The organism is Pradoshia sp. (genome assembly GCF_051873915.1).
Lineage (GTDB): Bacteria > Bacillota > Bacilli > Bacillales > Pradoshiaceae > Pradoshia.
Genome location: NZ_JBJEFJ010000131.1, coordinates 1 through 21,482, shown reverse-complemented (window position 1 = coordinate 21,482; position 21,482 = coordinate 1). Strand labels below are relative to the sequence as shown.

The 21,482-nt window shown below is 46.5% G+C and carries 18 protein-coding genes; 5 read left to right on the top strand and 13 right to left on the bottom strand.

Annotation, left to right across the window (positions count from 1 at the left end; genetic code table 11):
• Both ACI35L_RS11735 and ACI35L_RS11730 read right to left on the bottom strand, forming a co-directional pair.
• The gene (locus ACI35L_RS11735) at positions 1-1,188 is read right to left on the bottom strand and encodes an acetyl-CoA C-acetyltransferase (protein WP_049669285.1); all 1,188 of its coding nucleotides are present in this window, start codon (positions 1,186-1,188) and stop codon (positions 1-3) included.
• A gap of 197 nt (positions 1,189-1,385) precedes the next feature.
• Positions 1,386-3,503 (bottom strand): heterodisulfide reductase-related iron-sulfur binding cluster, encoded by a 2,118-nt coding sequence (locus tag ACI35L_RS11730; protein WP_439802949.1) that lies wholly within the window; start codon positions 3,501-3,503, stop codon positions 1,386-1,388.
• A 306-nt stretch (positions 3,504-3,809) separates the two neighbouring features.
• On the opposite strand from ACI35L_RS11730, the gene uvsE reads away from it, so the two are divergent.
• Positions 3,810-4,769: a UV DNA damage repair endonuclease UvsE gene (uvsE, locus tag ACI35L_RS11725; RefSeq protein ID WP_049669283.1), complete on the top strand. Its 960-nt coding sequence runs from the start codon at positions 3,810-3,812 to the stop codon at positions 4,767-4,769.
• 45 nt (positions 4,770-4,814) lie between these two features.
• Here uvsE and argS read toward each other — a convergent pair whose 3' ends face one another.
• A complete protein-coding gene (gene argS / locus ACI35L_RS11720; protein ID WP_049669282.1) occupies positions 4,815-6,485 on the bottom strand; it encodes an arginine--tRNA ligase in 1,671 nt (556 codons plus the stop codon).
• Positions 6,485-6,934, bottom strand: coding sequence for a DUF1934 domain-containing protein (locus tag ACI35L_RS11715; protein ID WP_049669281.1), 450 nt, complete (start codon positions 6,932-6,934; stop codon positions 6,485-6,487). The genes argS and ACI35L_RS11715 overlap by 1 nt, the downstream gene beginning before the upstream one ends.
• 307 nt (positions 6,935-7,241) lie before the next feature.
• Here ACI35L_RS11715 and ACI35L_RS11710 point away from each other — a divergent pair, with 307 nt between their 5' ends.
• Positions 7,242-9,317 carry a transglycosylase domain-containing protein gene (locus tag ACI35L_RS11710; RefSeq protein WP_439802943.1) on the top strand — a complete coding sequence of 692 codons (2,076 nt, stop codon included), beginning with the start codon at positions 7,242-7,244 and terminating at the stop codon, positions 9,315-9,317.
• Between the two features lie 353 nt (positions 9,318-9,670).
• Here the strand turns inward: ACI35L_RS11710 and ACI35L_RS11705 are convergent, their stop codons facing one another.
• The 3 genes from ACI35L_RS11705 to ACI35L_RS11695 all read right to left on the bottom strand — a co-directional run bounded on the left by ACI35L_RS11705 (position 9,671) and on the right by ACI35L_RS11695 (position 11,447).
• Positions 9,671-10,093: a GNAT family N-acetyltransferase gene (locus tag ACI35L_RS11705; protein ID WP_049669279.1), complete on the bottom strand. Its 423-nt coding sequence runs from the start codon at positions 10,091-10,093 to the stop codon at positions 9,671-9,673.
• A gap of 172 nt (positions 10,094-10,265) precedes the next feature.
• Positions 10,266-10,781 carry a YwhD family protein gene (locus tag ACI35L_RS11700; RefSeq protein WP_049669278.1) on the bottom strand — a complete coding sequence of 172 codons (516 nt, stop codon included), beginning with the start codon at positions 10,779-10,781 and terminating at the stop codon, positions 10,266-10,268.
• Positions 10,782-10,802: 21 nt separating this feature from the next.
• Positions 10,803-11,447 (bottom strand): site-2 protease family protein, encoded by a 645-nt coding sequence (locus ACI35L_RS11695; protein WP_439802942.1) that lies wholly within the window; start codon positions 11,445-11,447, stop codon positions 10,803-10,805.
• Between the two features lie 104 nt (positions 11,448-11,551).
• On the opposite strand from ACI35L_RS11695, the gene ACI35L_RS11690 reads away from it, so the two are divergent.
• On the top strand, positions 11,552-11,737 hold the full coding sequence (locus ACI35L_RS11690; protein WP_049669276.1) for a 2-hydroxymuconate tautomerase: 186 nt from the start codon (positions 11,552-11,554) through the stop codon (positions 11,735-11,737).
• 47 nt (positions 11,738-11,784) lie between these two features.
• Here the strand turns inward: ACI35L_RS11690 and ACI35L_RS11685 are convergent, their stop codons facing one another.
• The 4 genes from ACI35L_RS11685 to ACI35L_RS11670 form a co-directional block, all read right to left on the bottom strand.
• A complete protein-coding gene (locus ACI35L_RS11685; protein ID WP_439802948.1) occupies positions 11,785-12,309 on the bottom strand; it encodes a YwgA family protein in 525 nt (174 codons plus the stop codon).
• A 24-nt stretch (positions 12,310-12,333) separates the two neighbouring features.
• Complete coding sequence (locus tag ACI35L_RS11680) at positions 12,334-13,638, bottom strand: HD domain-containing protein (protein WP_049669275.1); 1,305 nt, start codon at positions 13,636-13,638, stop codon at positions 12,334-12,336.
• A gap of 136 nt (positions 13,639-13,774) precedes the next feature.
• The gene (locus tag ACI35L_RS11675) at positions 13,775-17,203 is read right to left on the bottom strand and encodes a lamin tail domain-containing protein (RefSeq protein WP_439802941.1); all 3,429 of its coding nucleotides are present in this window, start codon (positions 17,201-17,203) and stop codon (positions 13,775-13,777) included.
• Positions 17,204-17,301: 98 nt separating this feature from the next.
• Positions 17,302-17,523 (bottom strand): DUF1450 domain-containing protein, encoded by a 222-nt coding sequence (locus ACI35L_RS11670; RefSeq protein ID WP_049669273.1) that lies wholly within the window; start codon positions 17,521-17,523, stop codon positions 17,302-17,304.
• Between the two features lie 214 nt (positions 17,524-17,737).
• On the opposite strand from ACI35L_RS11670, the gene ACI35L_RS11665 reads away from it, so the two are divergent.
• Positions 17,738-18,481, top strand: coding sequence for an RsfA family transcriptional regulator (locus tag ACI35L_RS11665; protein WP_049669272.1), 744 nt, complete (start codon positions 17,738-17,740; stop codon positions 18,479-18,481).
• A gap of 84 nt (positions 18,482-18,565) precedes the next feature.
• On the opposite strand, the gene ACI35L_RS11660 is transcribed toward ACI35L_RS11665, so the two are convergent.
• Both ACI35L_RS11660 and pta read right to left on the bottom strand, forming a co-directional pair.
• Complete coding sequence (locus ACI35L_RS11660; protein ID WP_439802940.1) at positions 18,566-19,390, bottom strand: lipoate--protein ligase family protein; 825 nt, start codon at positions 19,388-19,390, stop codon at positions 18,566-18,568.
• Positions 19,391-19,469: 79 nt separating this feature from the next.
• Positions 19,470-20,447, bottom strand: a complete 978-nt coding sequence (gene pta / locus ACI35L_RS11655) for a phosphate acetyltransferase (RefSeq protein ID WP_049669270.1) — start codon at positions 20,445-20,447, stop codon at positions 19,470-19,472.
• A gap of 209 nt (positions 20,448-20,656) precedes the next feature.
• Between pta and hemQ the strand changes: the two genes are divergently transcribed.
• A complete protein-coding gene (hemQ, locus tag ACI35L_RS11650; RefSeq protein ID WP_049669269.1) occupies positions 20,657-21,406 on the top strand; it encodes a hydrogen peroxide-dependent heme synthase in 750 nt (249 codons plus the stop codon).
• The last annotated feature ends 76 nt before the right edge of the window (positions 21,407-21,482 follow it).

The window sequence follows — 21,482 nt, the reverse complement described above, 5'->3', positions numbered from 1 at the left end:
TTATTCCCCTTTTGGTACTTCAATCATGATTGCATCCCCTTGGCCGCCGCCGCTGCAGATGGAGGCAATGCCGATTCCGCCTCCGCGTCGCTTCAATTCATACATCAGCGTAAGGATAATTCTTGTACCGCTTGCCCCAATTGGGTGACCTAGCGCAACGGCTCCTCCATTGACATTGACCTTCTCTGCGTCTAAACCAGCAATCTTGCCGCTTGCAAGGGCAACTGCCGCAAACGCCTCATTCACTTCGAATAAATTAACCTCATCCAATGACCTGCCCGTTTTCTCCAACAGGGCATTAATAACAAGTCCTGGTGTTTTCGGGAAATCCTTTGCCTCAACGGCTACCTCCGCATGGCCGAGAATGACAGCCCCAATCTGGCGTCCTTCCTCACGGGCACGTTCTTCACTCATTAGGACGAGTGCCCCTGCCCCGTCATTAATGCCAGGTGCGTTACCGGCAGTGATGGTCCCGTCTGCACCAAAGGCAGGCTTCAGGCTGGCCAATCTTTCCGGAGTTGTATCCTTCCTTGGTGCCTCGTCAACAGAAATGACCCGTTCCCCCTTGCGTTCTTTAACCGTTACAGGCACAATCTCCTCTTCCAAGCGTCCAGCCTCCATCGCAGCAATGGCACGCTGATGACTTTGGTAAGCCCATTTATCCTGCTCTTCTCTCGTAAGCTCTAAATCTGTCGCTGTGCTATTGCCGTATGTGCCCATATGCACACCCGTGAAGCTGCAGGTCAGACCATCATGAACCATCATATCTACCACACGTCCATCTCCCATCCTCGCTCCCCAGCGTTCCTTCGGGAGAATGTATGGCGCATTGCTCATTGACTCCATTCCGCCGGCAACGATGACTTCCTCATCACCAAGGCGAATAATCTGGTCAGCCAGCGTTACACTTCTTAGTCCTGATGCACATACCTTATTAATCGTTTCCGTTTTCACTTCCCATGGCAGACCAGCTTCACGTGCTGCCTGGCGAGAAACAATTTGTCCTTGGCCCCCTTGAAGTACACACCCCATGATTACTTCATCAATTTCCTCTGCCTTGATGCCAGATCGTCCGATTGCTTCCTTAATGGCCATACCGCCTAGCTGCGAGGCCGTCAAACTGCTTAGTGACCCTCCGAATTTGCCAAAAGGTGTTCTTGCGCCGTCTAAAATAACCGTTTTTCTCATCTTTTCCCCTCCGATTATTGAATTTCTCCCATCCATGACTGAACGCTCGTTCGCTATGTAAGCGCTTTATTCTATCATACTATTATTTTACATAAAAAGGAAAGAAACGGAAATCCATACACGCTATTTTCCCCTAAATATAGGTGCAAGATCTCCGTCTCTCCACAGTTCTTATATAGACCCCTTTGATGAACCGATTATGATGCTAATTCCTTTTCCTCACCGAACACAGACTTCTCTAGAAGCTCTGCTACATCATATGTCTTCACTTCTTCTTCAACTTCCTTCGCCTTCGTACCATCACTGAGCATCGTTAAGCAGTACGGACATCCAGAGCTGATGACAGTTGGATTCACCGTTAATGCCTGCTCCGTTCTTGCTACGTTGATGCGATGGCCTGTTTCTTCCTCCATCCACATCAACCCGCCTCCTGCTCCACAGCACATTCCGTTCTCACGGTTCCGTCCTTCAATTTCGACGAAAGAGGCACCTGGAATAGCCTTTAAGATATCACGCGGTGCGTCATAAACATCATTGTAACGGCCAAGATAGCATGAATCATGGAAGGTGATCTTCTCATTGACGGCATGTGTCGGTTTCAATCTTCCATCCCGTACGAGTTCAGCCAGCACTTGTGTATGATGGTACACTTCAGCCTCGAGACCAAAGTCCGGATATTCGTTTTTGAAAATATTAAAGGCATGCGGGTCAATCGTAACGATTCTTTTAATGTCATTCTTCGCAAATTCCTCAATATTCTTCGTCGCAAGCTCCTGGAATAAGAATTCGTTGCCAAGGCGGCGTGGTGTATCCCCTGAGTTCTTCTCCTTATTGCCAAGGATGGCAAATTTGACGCCGGCTTCATTCAGCAAGCGCGCAAAGGAAAGGGCAATCTTTTGGGAACGGTTATCGTATGAGCCCATGGCACCGACCCAGAATAAGTATTCAAATTCTTCTCCTGCTTTGGACATTTCCTTCACGGTTGGAACATGTACATCCTCGCGTGCTTCACGCCAAGCCTCACGTTCCTTCCGGTTCAATCCCCAAGGGTTCCCTTGACGCTCGATGTTCTGCATCGCACGCTGGGCATCTGCCGGCACCTTTCCTTCTGTGAGCACCAAGTAACGGCGCATATCAAGGATCTTGCCGACATGCTGGTTCATGACGGGACATTGGTCTTCACAGTTACGGCAAGTGGTACAAGCCCAAAGTTCTTCCTCTGTAATCACTTCACCGACAAGCGCTGGGTTGTACATGTCAATCGCTGCCGCCGATTCGACAGCTCCCTGACCCTTTGCCGCCACCGCGATTTGATTACCCTTTGTGTTAGCAAAGACAAAGGATGGCACCCAAGGCTCTTTGCGTGTTACAGCAGCACCTGTGAAGGTTAGATGATCGCGCATCTTAAGCAGCAGGTCCATCGGGGAAAGCATCTTCCCTGTGACGGATGCCGGACACATATTTGTACAGCGGCCGCACTCTACACAAGCATAGAGGTCAAGCAGCTGAAGGTCCGTGAAATCTTCAATCTTTCCAGCGCCGAACGTTTCCTGTGACTCATCTTCAAAGTCAATCGGCTTTAATTTCGGCGGTGTCAGCCTGTGGAAATACACATTGGCTGGTCCCGCGATCAAGTGAGCATGCTTGGATTGCGGGATATAAACTAAGAAGGTCAGAATAAACAGCAGGTGAATCCACCAAGCTACATAGAACACTACAGCAGCCGCTGTCTCGCTCATCCAGCCAAGCAGGAAAGCAATGGATGAGGCAACAGGCTCAGACCAGTGCAGCTCCCCGCCATGGAGCCAAATTAAAGAGGCACCATTAGCTACCAAAGTCGCAAGCATTAGTCCGCCAATGAAGATCAGTACAAGTCCTGATTTAAACCCCCGTTTCAATCGGACAAGCTTCTCAATATAACGGCGGTAAAACGCCCATATAACAGCGACCATAACCATTAAAACAACAATTTCCTGGAAGAATGTGAAAAACGGGTAGAGAGGTCCAAGCAGCAGGTGTGAGCCTGGCTTGATCCCTTTCCAGATTAGATCGATGGCTCCAAATTGGACCAATATAAATCCATAAAAGAAGAGCACATGCATCGTACCGCTTTTCTTATCCTTCATCAGCTTCTTCTGTCCAAACACATACACCCATATCTTCTCGAGCCGCTTCTTAACATCATTATCAAACTCTTCCTTCTTGCCGAGCTTGATAAATTCGATTCGAGACTTAACCAAGTACGCAAACAGATAGATTGCGTAAGCGGTTACAAGTATGGCTGCAATTAAATTGATCCAAAGCAGACCATTCATCTCCATCCCTCTTTCGCCCCTTATTTGCTGCTACTCTCGCTTGCATGCTTCAAATAGCGGCATTCCTAAATATACCATTCAGTTTCTATGTCCATTTTATATAATGAATGAGCGTTCAGTCAATCCATATCTTCCTATAATTTCAAATTATTCTAAACTCAGGAGGAAATACATGCATCTTTGGCTGTGTGAGGGGGGTATTTCACGCAAAACTCGCCATACTAACTTCATGGCTGGATATGTATCATTTACCCCTACCCTATTTCCATATTTTTGAAACTATTTCCATTAGAAAGGATGCCCATAATGGATATTCAATTTGGATATGTCTCAACCGCCTTAGACCTCTGGGAATCCTCTCCCTCAAGGACGATTACCTATACACGCTGGAGCAGGCTTTCTCCGAGGGAGCAGAAAGAAAGGCTCCACGAAATAACGAAGCAGAATATTGAATCGACTAAACGGATTCTTCATTACAATATTGCAAAAGAAATCAAGATTTACCGTTTCTCAAGCTCAATTGTACCGCTAGCCACCCATCCTGACGTCAAATGGGATTATCTCACTCCCTTCAAAAAGGAGTGGGCTGAGCTTGGCAGGCTCGTCAAGGAGCATCATCTCCGCGTAAGCTTCCATCCGAATGCCTTCACCCTCTTCACCTCTCCCAATCAGGATGTGACGGAGAAGGCTGTCTGGGATATGCACTATCATTATCGCTTGCTCGAAGAAATGGGTATGCCGGAGGGTGCCTTAATCAATATTCACGTTGGCGGCTCCTATGGTAATAAAAAAGCAGCTGTCAGCCGCTTTTATCAAAACATCAAGAAGCTTCCTGCCGAGATCAAGGAACGAATGACGCTTGAGAATGATGACAAAACCTATACGGCCGAGGAAACCCTGCAGGTATGCGAGCATGAGGAAATCCCTCTTCTATTCGACTACCATCATCATATCGCTAACCCATCCTCTAAAGAGCTAAAATCGCTCCTTCCTCGTATTTTAAGAACATGGGAAGGTCGTGGCTGGAAGCCGAAGATTCATATCTCCTCTCCCCGTTCCGATAAAGAGATACGGGCTCATGCAGCGGATGTAGATAAGGATTTCATTCTCCCGTTCATCCAGCTGGTGAAGGAGACCGGGATTCAAGAAATTGATTTTATCATTGAGGCAAAGAACAAGAATATTGCGATGCAGAAATTAATTGAGGACCTTGCAGCCATCAGGGGAGTAAAGCGCATCAATGGCGGCAAAATTCGATTCAAATAAAAAGACCATCCCATGGCATTCGCTAAGAGGATGGTCTTTTGTCTATTACATTCTTTCCGGAGCGGATACACCGATCAGCTTCATGGCATTTGCCAAAGTAATCTTCGCTGCCTGCACAAGGGCAAGACGCGCTTTGCTTCGCTCTGGATGCTCTGGGTCAAGCACCTTGTCCGCATTGTAGAAGCTATGGAACGTAGATGCCAGGTCAAAGATATAGTTTGTCACACGGTGAGGCATGCGTTTTTCAGCCGCTTCCGCAACTGCCTGCGGGAACTCACCAAGTTTTTTCAATAAGTCGATTTCTTTCTCAGAACCGATTTGGCTGTAGTCAACATCCCCATCAAGAGTGATGCCCATCTCTTCCCCTTGGCGTAAAATACTGCAAATACGTGCATGTGCGTATTGAGCATAATAAACCGGGTTATCATTGGACTGGGACACAGCCAAGTCAAGGTCAAAGTCCATATGAGAATCTGCACTTCTCATGGCGAAGAAGTAACGAACCGCATCAAGGCCGACCTCTTCCATCAAGTCTCTCATCGTAACAGCTTTACCTGTACGTTTGGACATCTTCATTTTCTCGCCATTTTTGAACAAATGAACAAGCTGGATGATTTCCACTTCAAGCGTATCTTTCGAATAGCCCATCGCTTGGATAGCTGCTTTCATACGCGGGATATAACCATGGTGGTCTGCACCCCAGATGTTGATTAATTTATCAAAGCCGCGCTCAAGCTTGTTCTTATGGTATGCGATATCCGGCAATAGGTATGTGTAAGAGCCATCATTCTTGATTAATACACGATCCTTGTCATCGCCGTATTCAGTAGAGCGGAACCAAGTTGCTCCGTCCTTCTCATAAATATGGCCCTTCTCACGGAGAAGCTCCAATGCAGGCATGATTTTGCCATCCTCATAAAGGGATGTTTCAGAGAACCATACATCAAATGGTACGCGGAAGCTTTCAAGGTCCTTCTTCAGTTTCTCCATTTCATATTTCAAGCCGTACTCACGGAAAAACTTGAAGCGCTCTTCATCACCCTTGCTAAGGATTTGATCGCCAAATTCCTCTGCCAGGCGTTTTCCGATATTGATGATATCTTCACCATGGTAGCCGTCCTCAGGCATCTCTGCATCAAGACCAAGCGCTTGCTTGTAGCGTGCTTCAACAGAGTAGGCGAGATTATTGATTTGGTTTCCAGCATCATTGATATAGTATTCGCGGGATACGTCCCAGCCTGCTTTATCAAGGATATTGGAAAGTGAATCCCCTACAGCCGCTCCGCGGGCATGTCCTAAATGAAGGTCTCCTGTTGGGTTTGCAGATACGAACTCAACTTGAATTTTTTCGCCCTTACCGACATTTGATTCCCCGTAAGCTTCTTTTGCTTCAAGGATGGTAGGAATCAAATCAGTTAGATAGCTATTATCTAAGTAAAAGTTAATAAAGCCCGGTCCTGCAATCTCAATCTTTGAGATAGAAGCCTTGCTTGTGTCGAAATTCTCAATAATCGCTTCCGCAATCGCTCTTGGCGCTTTCTTGGCAACACGCGCAAGCTGCATCGCCATATTCGTTGAATAATCACCATGTGCTTTATCCTTAGGCAATTCAAGGATGACGCTTGGAATTTCTTCTTCTTTCGCCAAGCCGGCTTTAAGGACAGCCTGTTTGATTTCTTCTTTAATTTGATCCTGAATTTCCGTTACGATATTCATTACTTCTTTTCCTCCTTGACCGTTAATGTAAGGTGATAGTGCCCCACATTTTCATCCTGCAAAAATAAATGATAGGAGACCTTGAATTCTTCCTCATTCGTCTCTTTATTGACGGTATGACTTAGGGCATTTGTATGTGTCGATAAATCAAGTGTACCATGAATGCTGTCATATGACCCTTCCGTTACGGAGCCAATTTTGAACAGTTGCTTCATCTTCACTGCACCGCTGCGGATGATGATCATTTCGTTTCCATCATATTTCACCGTCGTATTGATCTTCCCGTTATTCTCTACATGTTCGATGTAACGGACATATGTGGCATTGGGCATATGGTGCAATGTCCCAAAAGTGACCAGTTCGATATTCTCGACATCGTCCTCATGTTCGATTTTCGTCTTCAATCTCACCATGACCTCTTTAGCTGCGTTACTTTTTTCCTCGGTCATTTAATGAATTCCCCCTGGGATTTGTATTAGTACTCAATTCTACAAGTATAAGATATTGAAAAACAGTCTGGCAACTTGTCGGACCATATTTCCTAAAAAACCATGGTCTGTCATGCCTCTTTAGTAGTATGGACGTGCCGCAGGCATTCTTAGCCGTCTTTTTCTTCCAAACTTAAAAGAGTATAGTCCAATCCTATATAAAAGTAAAGATTTTCCCCGAAAGCCAAATTTCTGTTTAAAACAGCCCCGTTTTTTTCATACTACTGGTAATGAATGAATTGACACCAGAGACTAAGGGGGAAGGAATATGTCCAGAACCGAACGCAAAAGAAGAAAACGATTCATCTACCGTGCCATTACATTTGGCACCATACTCGTCACGACCGTCTCCCTCGTCTGCTTGGCCGCCATTTGGACCGGCATCAAAATAGCAGGCGCACCTGAGGTGACCGTTCCGCAAACAACCGTTTATTTAGCAGATGACCTCCAGCCTTTTGGCGAAAGCCATGGTGCACAGAAGCGTTACTGGGTATCTCTTGATCAGATATCCCCTTATTTAATTGATGCGACGATTGCCGTGGAGGACCGCCAATTTTTCTCCCATCACGGGTTTGATTTAAAGCGAATTGCCGGAGCGGTCATTAAAGATGTGGCTGCGCGCGCGAAGGTTCAAGGTGCGAGCACGATTACACAGCAATACGCCCGGAACCTCTTCCTTGGGTCGGAGAAGACATGGACACGAAAGGCAAAGGAAGCATTCTATACACTAAGGCTGGAGGAACATTATTCGAAGAATGAGATTCTAGAAGGATATTTGAATACGATTTATTATGGGCACGGCATGTATGGCATTGAAGCCGCGAGCCATTATTATTTTCACAAAAACGCAAGTGACCTGACCTTAACAGAGGCCAGCATCCTTGCCGGCATCCCAAAGGGGCCGAGCCTCTACTCGCCGATTCATTCACCTGAGAATGCAAAAAGGCGCCAGGAAATTGTACTCCGCTCCATGGAGGCAACCGGTGCTATTACGAAGGCCCAAGGTGAAATGGCACAGCAGGCATTCCAGCATACCGCCTTATATGGCTCTCTTGATACAGAGGATTTAGCGAAGGCCCCCTACTTCCTTGATGCAGTGAACCAGGAGCTTCGTACAGTCCTGCAGGGGCGGGAGGATCTCATCCGCGCCGGCGGCTTGACCGTTTATACAACATTGAACATTGCCCAGCAGGCAAAGGCAGAGGACATCGTGACCGCTCATATCCCGGATAAGAGCGAGCTGCAGGTAGCCCTCGTTGCCATGAATCCTAAAAGCGGCGGAGTAAAGGCCTTGATTGGCGGAACCAATTATGAAAAGAGCGCCTATAACCGTGCAACCCAATCGCTGCGCCAGCCGGGGTCAACCATTAAGCCGCTCCTCTATTACACAGCCCTTGAAAAAGGCTTCACCCCTTCCACAACGATGAGGAGCGAGGAAACAACCTTCTCCTATGATGAAGGGAAAAGCAGCTATACGCCGCATAACTTCCGCAATCACTATGCCAATGAAGCCATCACGATGGCCCAGGCGATTGCTGTATCGGACAATATTTATGCGGTCAAAACCCATCTCTTCCTCGGTCAGGAGGAGCTCGTCAAGGCCGGAAAGCGATTCGGCCTCACCTCCAAAATGACGAAGGTGCCATCGCTCGCCCTTGGTACATCTGGTGTTAAGCCGATTGAGATGGCCAATGCCTATAATTACTTTGCGAACGGCGGCAAGAAGGTCAAGCCCTTCTTCATCACAAAGGTCCTTGATCGTGATGGCAGCACTCTATATGAACGCAAGCCGAAGAAGAAAAAAGCACTGGATCAAGCCAATGCCTATGTCATGACGCAAATGCTCACCGGCGTCTTTGATGAAAAATTAAATGGATACGCCTCTGTCACCGGCTCCTCCATCATCCCGAAGCTATCCCGGCCCTATGCCGGCAAATCCGGTTCAACGGAATACGACAGCTGGATGATTGGATTCACGCCGCAGCTGACAACCGGCATCTGGGCCGGCTATGACCAATCACGCAAGCTTGAAACCAAATACGATAAAACAACCGCTAAGCAAATCTGGGCCGAATTCATGGAATCCTCCCATGAGGACAAGCCTGTCACCGACTTCAAACAGCCAAAAGGCGTAATCGGCGTAGAAATTGACCCCGTCACAGGCATGCTTGCCGATGAAAACTGTCCGGTGAAGAGGATGACCTATTTCAAGAAAGGCAGCGAGCCGAAGGAAATTTGCCCGCTCCACGGACATACTGAAGATAGTACTGATCAGAATTCTGGCACAGATAAAGAGAAACAGCCTTGGTATAAACGCTTTTGGCCGTTTAAGCATGGAGTTTAGGATGAGGAACCGCTGATCCCGAGTTTGGGATTGGCGGTTTTATTTTTGGGTTTTCGTTTTAATCTAGCATTTTCGCTCTTAACCTAGGATTTCCGCCCTTACGGTTAGATTGTCGCCCTTACTCTTATATTTTCTCCCTAACGACCAGGTTTCCGCCCTTAAAACTTGCCGTTCGCTCTTAAATCACCTTTTTGAGAAAATCCCTTTTGAAAATCACCGCCCTGCGGCGCTGAGAAATTAAAAATGGACAAGCTGGAGGTGGTTTTTGAAAGGAATGTTGATTTTTTAAGAGAAACTTCATGAAAAAACAGATTTAATTACGCTGTTTTGATTATAGCGGCCTGTGCCTGCTCTTATTCCTCTAAATATTGATTCGCCAATGCTGGGTTCAAATACCGCCCCATCCCTGTTTTTAGCTTTCTCATGCCAAATTGGCGGTAGAAGTCTTCATTGCCGGTTGTTGATAGCAGATGAACACAGGAGACATCCTTCAGCTGTTCAAGCAGGTTCTTCATGACTGCTCTGGCGACACCCATCCCTTGATTGTCACGATGAACGACTATATCATAAATAGCTGCGTTAAACACTCCGTCGGACATAGCGCGGCCAAAGCCGATGATGCGCCCGTCTGCTTTCGCGATTGCCATCACATTGCTTGCCTCAAATACATGCTTGATGCGTTCATTTGTATGCTTTGTCCAGCCTACGGAGGCGTAGATCTCTCTCATCTCATTCCAATCAGCATGCTCCGTATTTTCATATAGGACGATATCCATCTTAATTCCCTCCGCTCTAATAAAACAAAAATCCCCAAACCGGTATTCGGTTCGGGGATTTTCGTGTCCTAGTTCTACGTGAATGTACAATTTCACGTGATTTTAGTTTACTTTTTTTGGTTGCAGGCGACAAGTGATATGCCAATTAGCCGCCTAATTCCTTCCACCAAGTTCACATTTCTGACACATTTAGTTGCTGCTTCAATTCGTCTGAGGAATTGTTCCATAGGTCTTCATTATGGCTCTTAAGGAAGTCGGCGAGGACTTTCTTTGAGCTGTCGTCCATATGGTCAACGATGATGTGCCGTTTAAGGGATTTATCCATACGGTTTACATGCTCCGGCAAGGATTTATACCCGCGGCGGATTTCTTGGTCAACGGTCATTTCACAGGCTGTTACACCGGCATAGTAAGCACCAGTCGGCGCCTGTTCAATCGTTACCCAGACGAGCCAGTATGGCTTTCCGTTTGGCACCTCTTCTTTGTTCGGCAGGAATTTGATTCGTCTTTCGATTTCACTGCGCGCATGCATGGCACCGATATCGACGAATGCTCTCTTTTCTTCTACATCAACGAAGACAGGCGAGACATTTTCAAGGCTGAGTGCGCCGATACCGTATCCTTTATGGCCGTCTGTCGGATTGTTTTTAATAATATTGAAGGTTGGTTTTTTCTTTTCTTGGCTCATGGTCCAATCAGAAGCCTCCTTTTAATATAAAATCGAATATAATGCATCCCGGATGCTCGGTACAAGATTATAGAGAATAGGGTCAATCGTGTAGTTGCCAAGCGGCGTAATGACAAGAATAAGGAAGATCAGTACCCCATATTGCTCGTACTGCGTCATTTTTGCCCGCAAATCCGGGTTGACAAGGTCCTCTATTATACGATACCCATCTAATGGAGGAAAAGGCAATAAATTGAACACGAACAGCAACACATTGATATTAATGAATATGCTAATGAATTTGAAGATAAAATCTGGGATCATCATTCCGAGATTGAACTGCTGGATGAAAAGAACAATCAAAACCGCCACAAACGCGAGTACGAGATTGCTTAAAGGCCCTACGATAGAGACGATAATTCCGTTCAAACGCGGGTTTTTGAAGAAGAATCGGTTCACAGGTACCGGCTTAGCCCATCCAAATCCAAATAGGATTAGAAAGATGGCCCCAATCGGGTCTATATGTACGAGCGGGTTCAAGGTCAGCCGCCCTTGATTCTTTGCTGTTTGATCACCAAATTTATAGGCCGCATAGGCGTGGGCATATTCATGTACCGTAAAGGCAATTGCCAGCGTGACAAGCATATACGGTAAGTTGGTGATGATATTTTGAAAATCCACAAACATCTCCCTTTCGGCTTGCCTCCATTAGATTTAAGAGGCCAGCTTGCTTTCTCTTTCTATTTATGAAAAACTAATCCCATATCCATGATAACCAAGGAGGAATATCCATGCCATTTGTGACTGTAAAGATGCTTGAAGGACGCACTGAGGAGCAAAAGAAAGCCCTTTGTGAAAAAGTAACGGAGGCGGTTTCTGAAACTACGGGTGCTCCGCGTGAAAATATTACGGTCTTCATTGAAGAAATGTCCAAAAACCATTATGCCCCTGGCGGTAAGCGCTTAAGCGACCAATAAAGCCTGATGGCAAAGAATGGAGCAGAGACTGCTCCATTCTTTTTACTTTATGAATTCATGGATAATGGCTTATTGTTCTCCATCAGTTGGCTGACATAGATAAAGGCCTCTTCCATTTCCTCAGCCGTATAGTTCTGCTTTGCCTTCAGCTCTTGAATCTTCTGAATGACCTCCGGCTTCGTTAAATGGTCAAAGAAAAGGACCGTTGAAACAAGCTCAAGGAAGCGGGCGGGCTTTCCGTTAAGCTCCTTCAGACAGAGGGCAAGACGCTCATCAAGGCTGTCCTTATACAAGGTCAGGAACTCGTGTCCGGCATCGGTCAATGAGTAATCATATTGAAGGTATCCGTTCTCCTTATCCTTCAGCTCCTCAATTAACCCGAGATTGCGCAATTCCTCAATCTTTAGTGTCAATTCCTCTGAGTATGGCCCGTAAAAATGAAATTCAAATTTCTCATGAAATGGATATTGTAGTTTCTTTGATATAAAGATCATCTTTTGAAGCTTTTTTCTTCCAGCAATATGCCCTGCTGCATTTATGGCTGAAAGGATGCGTGCATGATCCTTTAACACCATTCTTCACCTCTTTTGTGTATATTACTCCCACTCGAGTATTCGCTTGATTTCTTCTTTCTCCTGCCTGTGTGTTGACATGTCCCCAAGCATATCGGCAGGGAAATAGAGCTTATGATCTGTTCGCCTTTTACCGGAGATGGCATCCACGATATCCGATTCACGGGACAGCTCCTTCAGCTCTTTCTTCTTCGATAACAGATAGATTGGTACCCGTTCCTCTTCTTCACCTGGACGGTAGAAGTCATATGGAAGGTCAGATGACGAGTCGAGCACTAAATAATAGTCTGGGTCAAGCTCTGCCTTCGCAAATAACTGCGTTAATTCAAGAAGCTTCTTCATCTCTTTATTGGATGGCGTGAACTCAACATATTGGAATAAATCGCGGTTATTGAACCGGCGGCATAGATCACTTAAGATAGGATCCTCTTCTTCTTCCCATTGCTGGAAGTAATATAGCATAACAGCATCGTCCAATTTCAGGTAGTCTTGAAGAGTAACCGTATGGGTAAATAAGGAATTAAAATGATATGGTTCGTGTTTAAAGTGGTAATTTTCTTTATAAAGCTCTTTGGCACGATGGAGGATCTTCGTCAGAATGACTTCTGCGCTCCTCGTAACCGGGTGGAAATAGACCTGCCAGTACATTTGATAGCGGCTCATGATATAGTCTTCTACCGCATGCATGCCGCTTTGCTTGAAGACGACCTGCTCCTCTGTCGGACGCATCACGCGCAGAATACGTTCCATATCAAATTGGCCATAGCTGACCCCTGTGAAATAGGCGTCGCGCAGCAAATAATCCATCCGGTCGGCGTCAAGCTGACTTGAGATTAAGCTGACAACAAGCTTGTTCGCATGCGTCTTCGCAATGACCTCCGCTACTTCCTTCGGGAAATCCTCGTTCACTCTTCTGAGCACTTCATTGACTTCTGTATCGCCGAGGATAATCTTACGCGTGAACATTTCATGGTCCATTTCAAATACCTTCTCAAACGAATGTGAGAACGGTCCATGGCCTAAATCATGCAAGAGAGCCGCACATAAGGATAATAGGCGGTCCTTTGGATTCCATTGCTCCCGCCCGTCAAACACACCGTCCACAATCCGTCTCACAATCTCGTATACTCCGAGAGAGTGGTTGAACCGGCTGTGCTCGGCCCCGTGGAAGGTCAAATAGGTCGTGCCAAGCTGCTTAATGCGGCGCAGGCGCTGGAACTCTTTCGTGTCGACCAGGTCCCAAATGACGCGGTCATTGACGTGCACATAGCGGTGCACCGGGTCTTTAAATACTTTTTCTTCGTTCATTTTCTGCAGAGAATACTCCATCTGATTCCCTCTTCCTTCTCAATCATGTTTTTATTATAGCTTGTTTGATTTAAAAAACATATTCTCGCCTCCTTTTAAAAAATGGTTTTTTTGCCATGCAAAAACCTCCATGCAGCTTCCTGCATGGAGGCAATCCTTACTCTTTCGTTCTGAAATTCCATAACGGAGATCTCGTCCAGCCGCCGTAGCTGTCACTGAGCTCCACATACCAAAAGTACTCAGTATCCTTAGTTAAATCGCGGAGCTTAGCCTTCACCTTTCGATTCTTTTTCCCCGCATAATCACGTCCGATTGCTTTGTTCGTGTAGACATTAACGCCAATATAATCAGTGGCAACCTGCTTATGGATTGGGTTCAATTCAAGCCCTTCAATGGTGAATTCATCCTTCTCCGGCTCAAAGAAATTATGGTCATCTAGATAAGGTGAATACGTCTTTACGCTCAGCCGCTTATGAGCAGGGTCAAAGTGCAGCATCCTCATATAGCCTTGACCGCCTTCAGGACCGCTTTGATAGTCAGCAAGCATCTCATACACCTTGCGCACATGTCCAGGCCTGTCCTTCACCGGGATCTCGGCGGTATGCCGGCTGGCACCTGGGATATGGCCCGCAAGCACAAGCTTGATATTGTCATACCTTCGAACGATTTTATTGAAGACCTGCTTGCCATTATAGGTTCGGCTCCCCTCATCATCCAAATAATTATGGACAGCGAGCACGACATTCCGCTCCGAATAATGGCGCAGCACACGGTCGACCCATTTAAGTGTCTCCCGGCTGGTTTCATGGCCCCAGCCTAAATAGAGGAATAAGAAATCATGACCGCCAAATGACATCAGGTCATAATGGTTTCGATTCTGCTTCGTCCCATTGTAGAACGGGCTTTCATGAAAGCGCCGCTTGCCGAAATAGCGGGCATAATTACGATAATCATGAACAAGATTCCCGACATCATGATTGCCGGATAAGACTCCATATGGAATACGATTCTCATCAAGAATGCTCATCGAACGGTCGGCCACATCCCATTGTTCCTTATCCCAGCGGACATTGACGAGGTCACCTGTATGGATGACATATTCGGCATTCCCTAGCTGATTCTGAATACGGATCCAATTTGTCATGACCGGAAACACATGGGCAAAGGTCTCAGAATAATATTGGGTATCCGACATCCAGACAAGATTAAACGGCCGATTCACTTCATCAACAATCTTATCCTGGATAAGCACATCGACCAGCCCATCCTTCATATAAGTCTCCGGCTCAATGCTTGACCGCAGGGTAAAATCATCCTCCCCATAGCCGTAAACGAGGGCATCCCATCTTGACTGAAGCCTGTTCCAAGCATACATAGTCACCCGCCTGCCCTGGAGGGAATGTCCAACCCACTCAAGCTCCACCTCTTTGAGGGCAGATCCGGGTTCAGCTACTTTTACCTGATAGCGCTGATACGGGAAGCCAGAATCCGCTTCAGTGGTCCAATACTTCCCATCTACCTTGGAGATTCGTCTCAGTTGCCGTCTCTTCACAGGTTCCTCTCGTTCTGTCGTCAATCCCTTCGGCGGCTCCTCAGCTGCAATGTTTGTGTAAGCCTTCATTTGCCCGCCTGCCGCATCATACCGATGGCCGGCATAAAATTTCGCCAGCAGCTTATCATCGGTTGGGTCCTCCACCTTCACACTTAAAGAAGGATGAAGGGAGACGTCCTTCTCCCCCTTTTTCGGGCTGATATGCCCAGAGATGATTGGTGTCTCCTCAACAATTCGAAACGGGATTGTTTTCTTTGCCCGATTACCTGCCGCATCTGTCGCTACAAATCGAACGGTATGCTTGCCTTTCTTCAGCTTGCCGGAGGAGGTGGTGTACGGCAGCTCGATTTCTTTTCCGTCTAAATACCCCTTCACTGATGCGATGGAAGTGATCTTATCCTCCGGGTTGGCAGTAATCGTAAAGGTGCCTTTATAGGTTTTCCCCTTCTCAGGGGTGACTGGATTGAGCTTCGGCGGCGAATTATCGAAGACGGTTTGTGCCTCATACTCCGCTTCCCCTTCTGCCTTAATGAGATGGATTCCATCCTCATAAGCCGATGTATCAATCTCTGCTTGCAACGTCTTAAATTTATCGGCAGAGATATGGAACTCAAATACTTGAATGAGTACGCCCTTCTTCCCAAGTGCCCAAGGATGTTCATCCCGGTAAGCCTTCTTCAACTCATCCCCTTCTGCATTGATACTTTTGACCATCTTTGGCCGAATAATTGTTCCATCATCAAGCAGCAGTTTACTATTTTTGACCGTAAAGCGGTCTGCCTCCTTCACATCTGCGACCTTTCCTGAGCGGTACACCTCCCTTTTCGTTCCGGTATGGATGGCAATCCGGTTCTTCCCGGGCTTCAGCGTCTCAAGCGGAATCGATATTTCATATGGCTGGTACTCGCCCTCTGTCGGTGCAAGCGAGGCAATCAATTGTTTTCCGACAAAGATGGCGCTCTTCTTCCGCTCATCAATTCCAAGCCCCTCAAATACGAAGGCAGCTGGCTTTCCTAATGTTTTTTGCGTGGGAAGCGGCATGCTATCCAATGTTAAATTCAGCTGTTCATCCGCCCAACGCTTATGTACCTGAATCTTCTTTACACCACGCAAAATGGTATTATCCTGAACAGACAGCCCCGGCTTAACAGACTTGTACATCGCTGGATTTCCGACCTTAATGGTCTTAAACCCCTTAGCCGGATAGCGAGTTGTCGTTCCTAAACCATCTGACAACTCGAAAAAGTACTGCACATTTGGCTGGGCACCGTAGATGTCATAACGTGAGATGTTTCCTTGGAAGGTCTCCAATGTTTTCATGGTGAAATTGACGCGGGAATACGTTTTATCCTGCGCCCGTTTATAAAACATTTCCACCCTCTTCGCCTGCTCTCGTCCCTTTACCTCCACCTCAAGCTCAAGGTCTGTCCGTTCAGGGATTTCAGCTGGAAGACTAATTGGTGCAAGGGTCAATTGCGCTCCTGCCTGCTTTTCATTCCATTTGTCCGGTACTTGCTCATGCGTGACCCTGCCAGGCGACGGAGCCGTTTCATCGAGCTGCTTTAGCTTCTTTTTCTTCCCTGAGTGGCGGAAATGTGTATTTCCAGTTTCATATGAAACATAGGAGACGACAGCCCCAGTATCAGTGGCAAGGACGAGCGTATTCTTGCCCTTATTCTTCAAGGACCCTTTTATGGTCGCCAAAAGCTCGACATCCATCTTGTAATGCTTCTTAAATTCAGCCGACGGGCGATCCTTCGTAAGCCATAAAACAGCGGCCTTGCCTGGCGGTACCATCGTCCGCTCCTTCAGATCCCAAGTGCGCATCGTTTCATCCATTGCCAAATAGCGAAGCGCATAATCACCAAGATTCACCGGCTCGCTCGTATTATTGTAGATCTCGATATATTCATACTGCTTCCCGCTCGGGGAAACCTCTGTAATCAGCAGATCCGGTATCTCTTCCCTGTCATGAAACGGAGAAAATCCCGCTCCGAAGATAAAGGCTGCAGCAATTATCAGTAAAAACCTCATTCGATCCCCTTCCCCATCTAAGATTCCTCTTAGTATGGTTCACAGCGACGATTTTATGAAAAGAAGCCGCACCCCAAATTCGGAGTACGGCTTCTGTATTATTTAATCTTCTTTTGCACCTTTTCAATCAATTCATCTTCTGTCAGGGCAGCCACCGGACGGTTGTTCACGAAGGCAAAGGATTTCTTGCGCCCCGGTCCACAGTAGGACTGGCACCCAATTTCGATTTTTGCATCTGGATCAACCTTTTTTAATTTTGGCAGCAATGTTTTTAAGTTTGTGGCTTGACAGTCGTCACATACCCTAAATTCATTCGACATGACCGTCTATCCTTTCTTACCAAAAAATTAGCCCCTAAAAATGCAGGACTATTGGACCTAAAGCGTATTGTATCACTCACACATTCGTGTTTGCAAGAAGGATGTACAGTCTATAAGGCAACGAAAAAATCTAGTAACCTGTATAAAAACTCTCTTATATGCCCATGCTAGAACCATAATTTGCAAATTTATTTTTTATAAGGGAGTTGTAGACATGAAAGTTAGACAAGATGCGTGGACAGAAGAAAACGACTTGCTGCTGGCTGAGACCGTATTAAGGCATGTTCGGGAAGGCAGCACGCAATTAAATGCATTTGATGAGGTCGGCGACAAGCTGAACCGGACGGCAGCAGCCTGCGGATTCCGCTGGAACGCGGTAGTTCGCCATAATTACGAGAAAGCCCTGCAATTGGCCCGCAAGCAGCGAAAACAACGCCAGCGTCTGCTAGGAAAGGACCAAGGCGGCAAGAAGAAAATTCTCTATCAACCACCTGTGCCATCCCTAAGAGATTTCGAGACGGTCACGACAGCCATGGAAGATGAATTAATGGATGTCGAACCAACGGTCCATGAAGAACCTATTACAGCTCAAGAGCCAATCATTGAGCAGCCAAGCTTCTTCCCGATGGTGAATGACTATCAGCAGCAAGAGATCACCATGGCAGACGTTATTTCCTTCCTGCAAACATACGACGGAGACAGCCTGAAGATTCAAGCCTTGCAATCTGAAAATGATCGTTTAAAGCTTGAAATGCGTGATTTAAAGGAGAGAAACCGGGAGCTCCAGCATAAGCTTGATAATGTACAAGAGAACACACATACGATCCAGGAAGACTATGAAACACTCATGAACATCATGAATCGTGCCCGTAAGCTTGCCCTTCTTGAAGAAGAAGAGCGCCAAGCAACGAAATTCAAGATGGACCGCAACGGAAATCTTGAGAAAATTGCCGAATAAACCCCTTCAAACCAGTTCCGATTCTGTGAACTGGTTTTTATTTTGGGGGCAAAAAAAAGATAAGGACAGTGACTGCCCTTATCCTCAAATGCCAAGCTTCTCATTTCGCTCTTGTATTCTCTCTAAATACGACTCATAAACAGGACGTTCTTCCCCGCTTAATCCCCCGCTCACAAGTTCATCAGAGAAACTCTTGATTGATTGGAGGAAGCGTCCGACTACATCCTCTACTGTGAGATTGACCTCCAAAAGCTCGGAAAGGGAGGCCATCACAGCAGGATTAACCTCTGGATAGACAAATTTCGTCTCCTCTCCTCCGCGCGCCCGTGCATAAAATTCCTTGATGAGTGCAGCACGGTCTGCCGCATTTCCGCACACATCCAAATAAATTTGCACAGCAACTCCCCCGCGGATTCTTCGCTGGGAAATGCCAGCAAACTTCTTGCCATGAATGCTTAGATCATAGCTTCCCGGACAATACGAGCCGACAATCTCACCCGCCTCAATCTCTTGATCAAAATCACGGAACATGTGGCAAATGAGCTCCCACATCGCATCATACCCTTTGTTGATGCCAATCTTCCCATTCTCCTCCGGGAAAACGAGCGTCAGGTTGAGGACCCCCTCATCAAGCACGACAGCAAGGCCGCCAGAGTTGCGGACTATGCAGTCATAGTCTTGACTATGCACATAATCAATCCCCTTTTGCAAATACGGAAGCCGCCCATCCTGGATGCCCATGACGACTGTTTTCTTATGAACCCATGCTCTTGCTACAGCCGGAGACAGCCCGCCGCCTACAGCTGCGCATAATGTATCATCTGTCGCGAACGAATCAAGCGCCCGCACATAGAGTCCTGATGTGCTATGGTCAATGATTCTCCATGTACCTTGTCTTAACAAGCTCATCCTTCTCTTCCCTTCAAAAAAACGGCGTCTGCTGGAAATTGAGACGCCGTTCTTGTTCGTTCTTCTATTCTAGATTATCTTATCGAGCCAAGCTTTGAGAAGCCGTAATCAACGCAAGATTGTAGACATCCTCTGCATTACATCCGCGGGAAAGGTCGTTAACCGGTGCATTCAACCCTTGAAGGATTGGACCAACCGCCTCGAATCCGCCTAAACGTTGTGCAATCTTGTAGCCGATGTTACCTGCTTCAAGACTTGGGAATACGAATACATTCGCTGTTCCTTGTAATGGAGAGTTAGGTGCTTTCGCAGCCGCAACAGATGGAACAATCGCTGCATCAAATTGCATTTCTCCATCCACGATCATTTGCGGATCCATTTCATTCACAAGCTTCACGGCATCTGCCACTTTTGTTGTTTCTTCAGATACAGCAGAACCAACTGTAGAGAAGCTTAGCATAGCCACACGCGGGTCAAGGTCGAACATGCGTGCAGTACGTGCACTCTCAACAGCGATTTCCGCAAGGTCTTGGCTGTCAGGAGCAATATTGATTGCGCAATCCGCGAATACATATTTCTCATCGCCCTTAACCATGATGAAGACACCAGAAGTTTTCTTCACGCCTGGTTTTGTCTTGATGATTTGAAGCGCTGGACGAACCGTATCAGCTGTTGAGTGGGCCGCACCGCTGACAAGACCGTCTGCTTTATTTAAGTACACAAGCATTGTACCGAAGTAGTTCTCATCTAATAGAATTTGGCGCGCTTGCTCTTCTGTCACTTTCCCTTTACGGCGCTCAACAAAAGCCGCTACCAATTCATCCATCATTATATAATTAGCCGGATCGTAGATTTCCATGTTCTCAACAGAAACCCCCATATCACTAGCCTTTGCAGTAATTTGTTCAATATTCCCGATTAAAACAGGCACAACTGTCTTATCAGCAGCCAATCTGCCAGCTGCTTCTAAAATACGTTCGTCCAACCCTTCTGGGAATACGATACGCAAGTTATGGCCGGAAACCTTTTCTTGTAAAGTTGTAAATAAATTACTCATCTTCCTTATGTCCTCCTCTAAATGTAACTCTACTTAGGATACTACTATCGTACCTGATTTGTCATTTAGGTTTCTCTACTTTTTTACTGGAAACGCATACAAATCCAACTTCACTAATTTGACACAAACGTGAAAAGAGAAAATATTGGAATCATTATGATATATTAAGGAAAGAAATCAACGAAATACTAGTAGGAGATGATTGAACAATGAGTGAAGCAGCAAAAACTTTGGACGGCTGGTACTGCCTGCACGACTTCCGCACAATCGACTGGGCAACATGGAAAATGGTACCCGCCGACGAGCGTACTGCCGCCGTCAAAGAATTCCTCGACCTTGTCGAAAAATGGAACAAAACGCAAGCTGACCAACAAGGCAGTCATGCTCTCTATACAATCGTCGGACAAAAGGCCGACTTCATGTTGATGCTCTTGCGTCCAACCATGGAAGAGCTGAACGAAATCGAAACAGAATTCAACAAAACCAAACTCGCCGACTTCACAATTCCAGCACACTCATACGTATCCGTTGTGGAACTAAGCAACTACATGGCGAAAGACTCTGACGAAGACCCTTACCAAAATCCACATGTCCGTGCTCGTCTATACCCAATTTTGCCGAAAGCTAAGCACATCTGCTTCTACCCAATGGACAAACGCCGCCAAGGCAACGACAACTGGTACATGCTCTCTATGGAAGAACGCCGGAAGCTTATGTACTCCCACGGTATGATCGGCCGCCAATATGCAGGCAAAGTTAAACAAATCATCAGCGGCTCCGTCGGCTTCGATGACTACGAATGGGGCGTAACTCTCTTCGCAGACGATGTGCTCCAATTCAAAAAACTCGTCTACGAAATGCGCTTCGACGAAGTCAGCGCCCGCTACGGCGAATTCGGCTCCTTCTTTGTCGGCAATCTGCTAGATGAAGAAAAAGTCGGCAGCTTTTTGAATGTTTGATAGGAATGAATTTGAGGCACCCGCTTTTTGAGCGGGTGTTTTTTTGTTGGGATGGAGAAGGAGGGGCAAGTTTTGG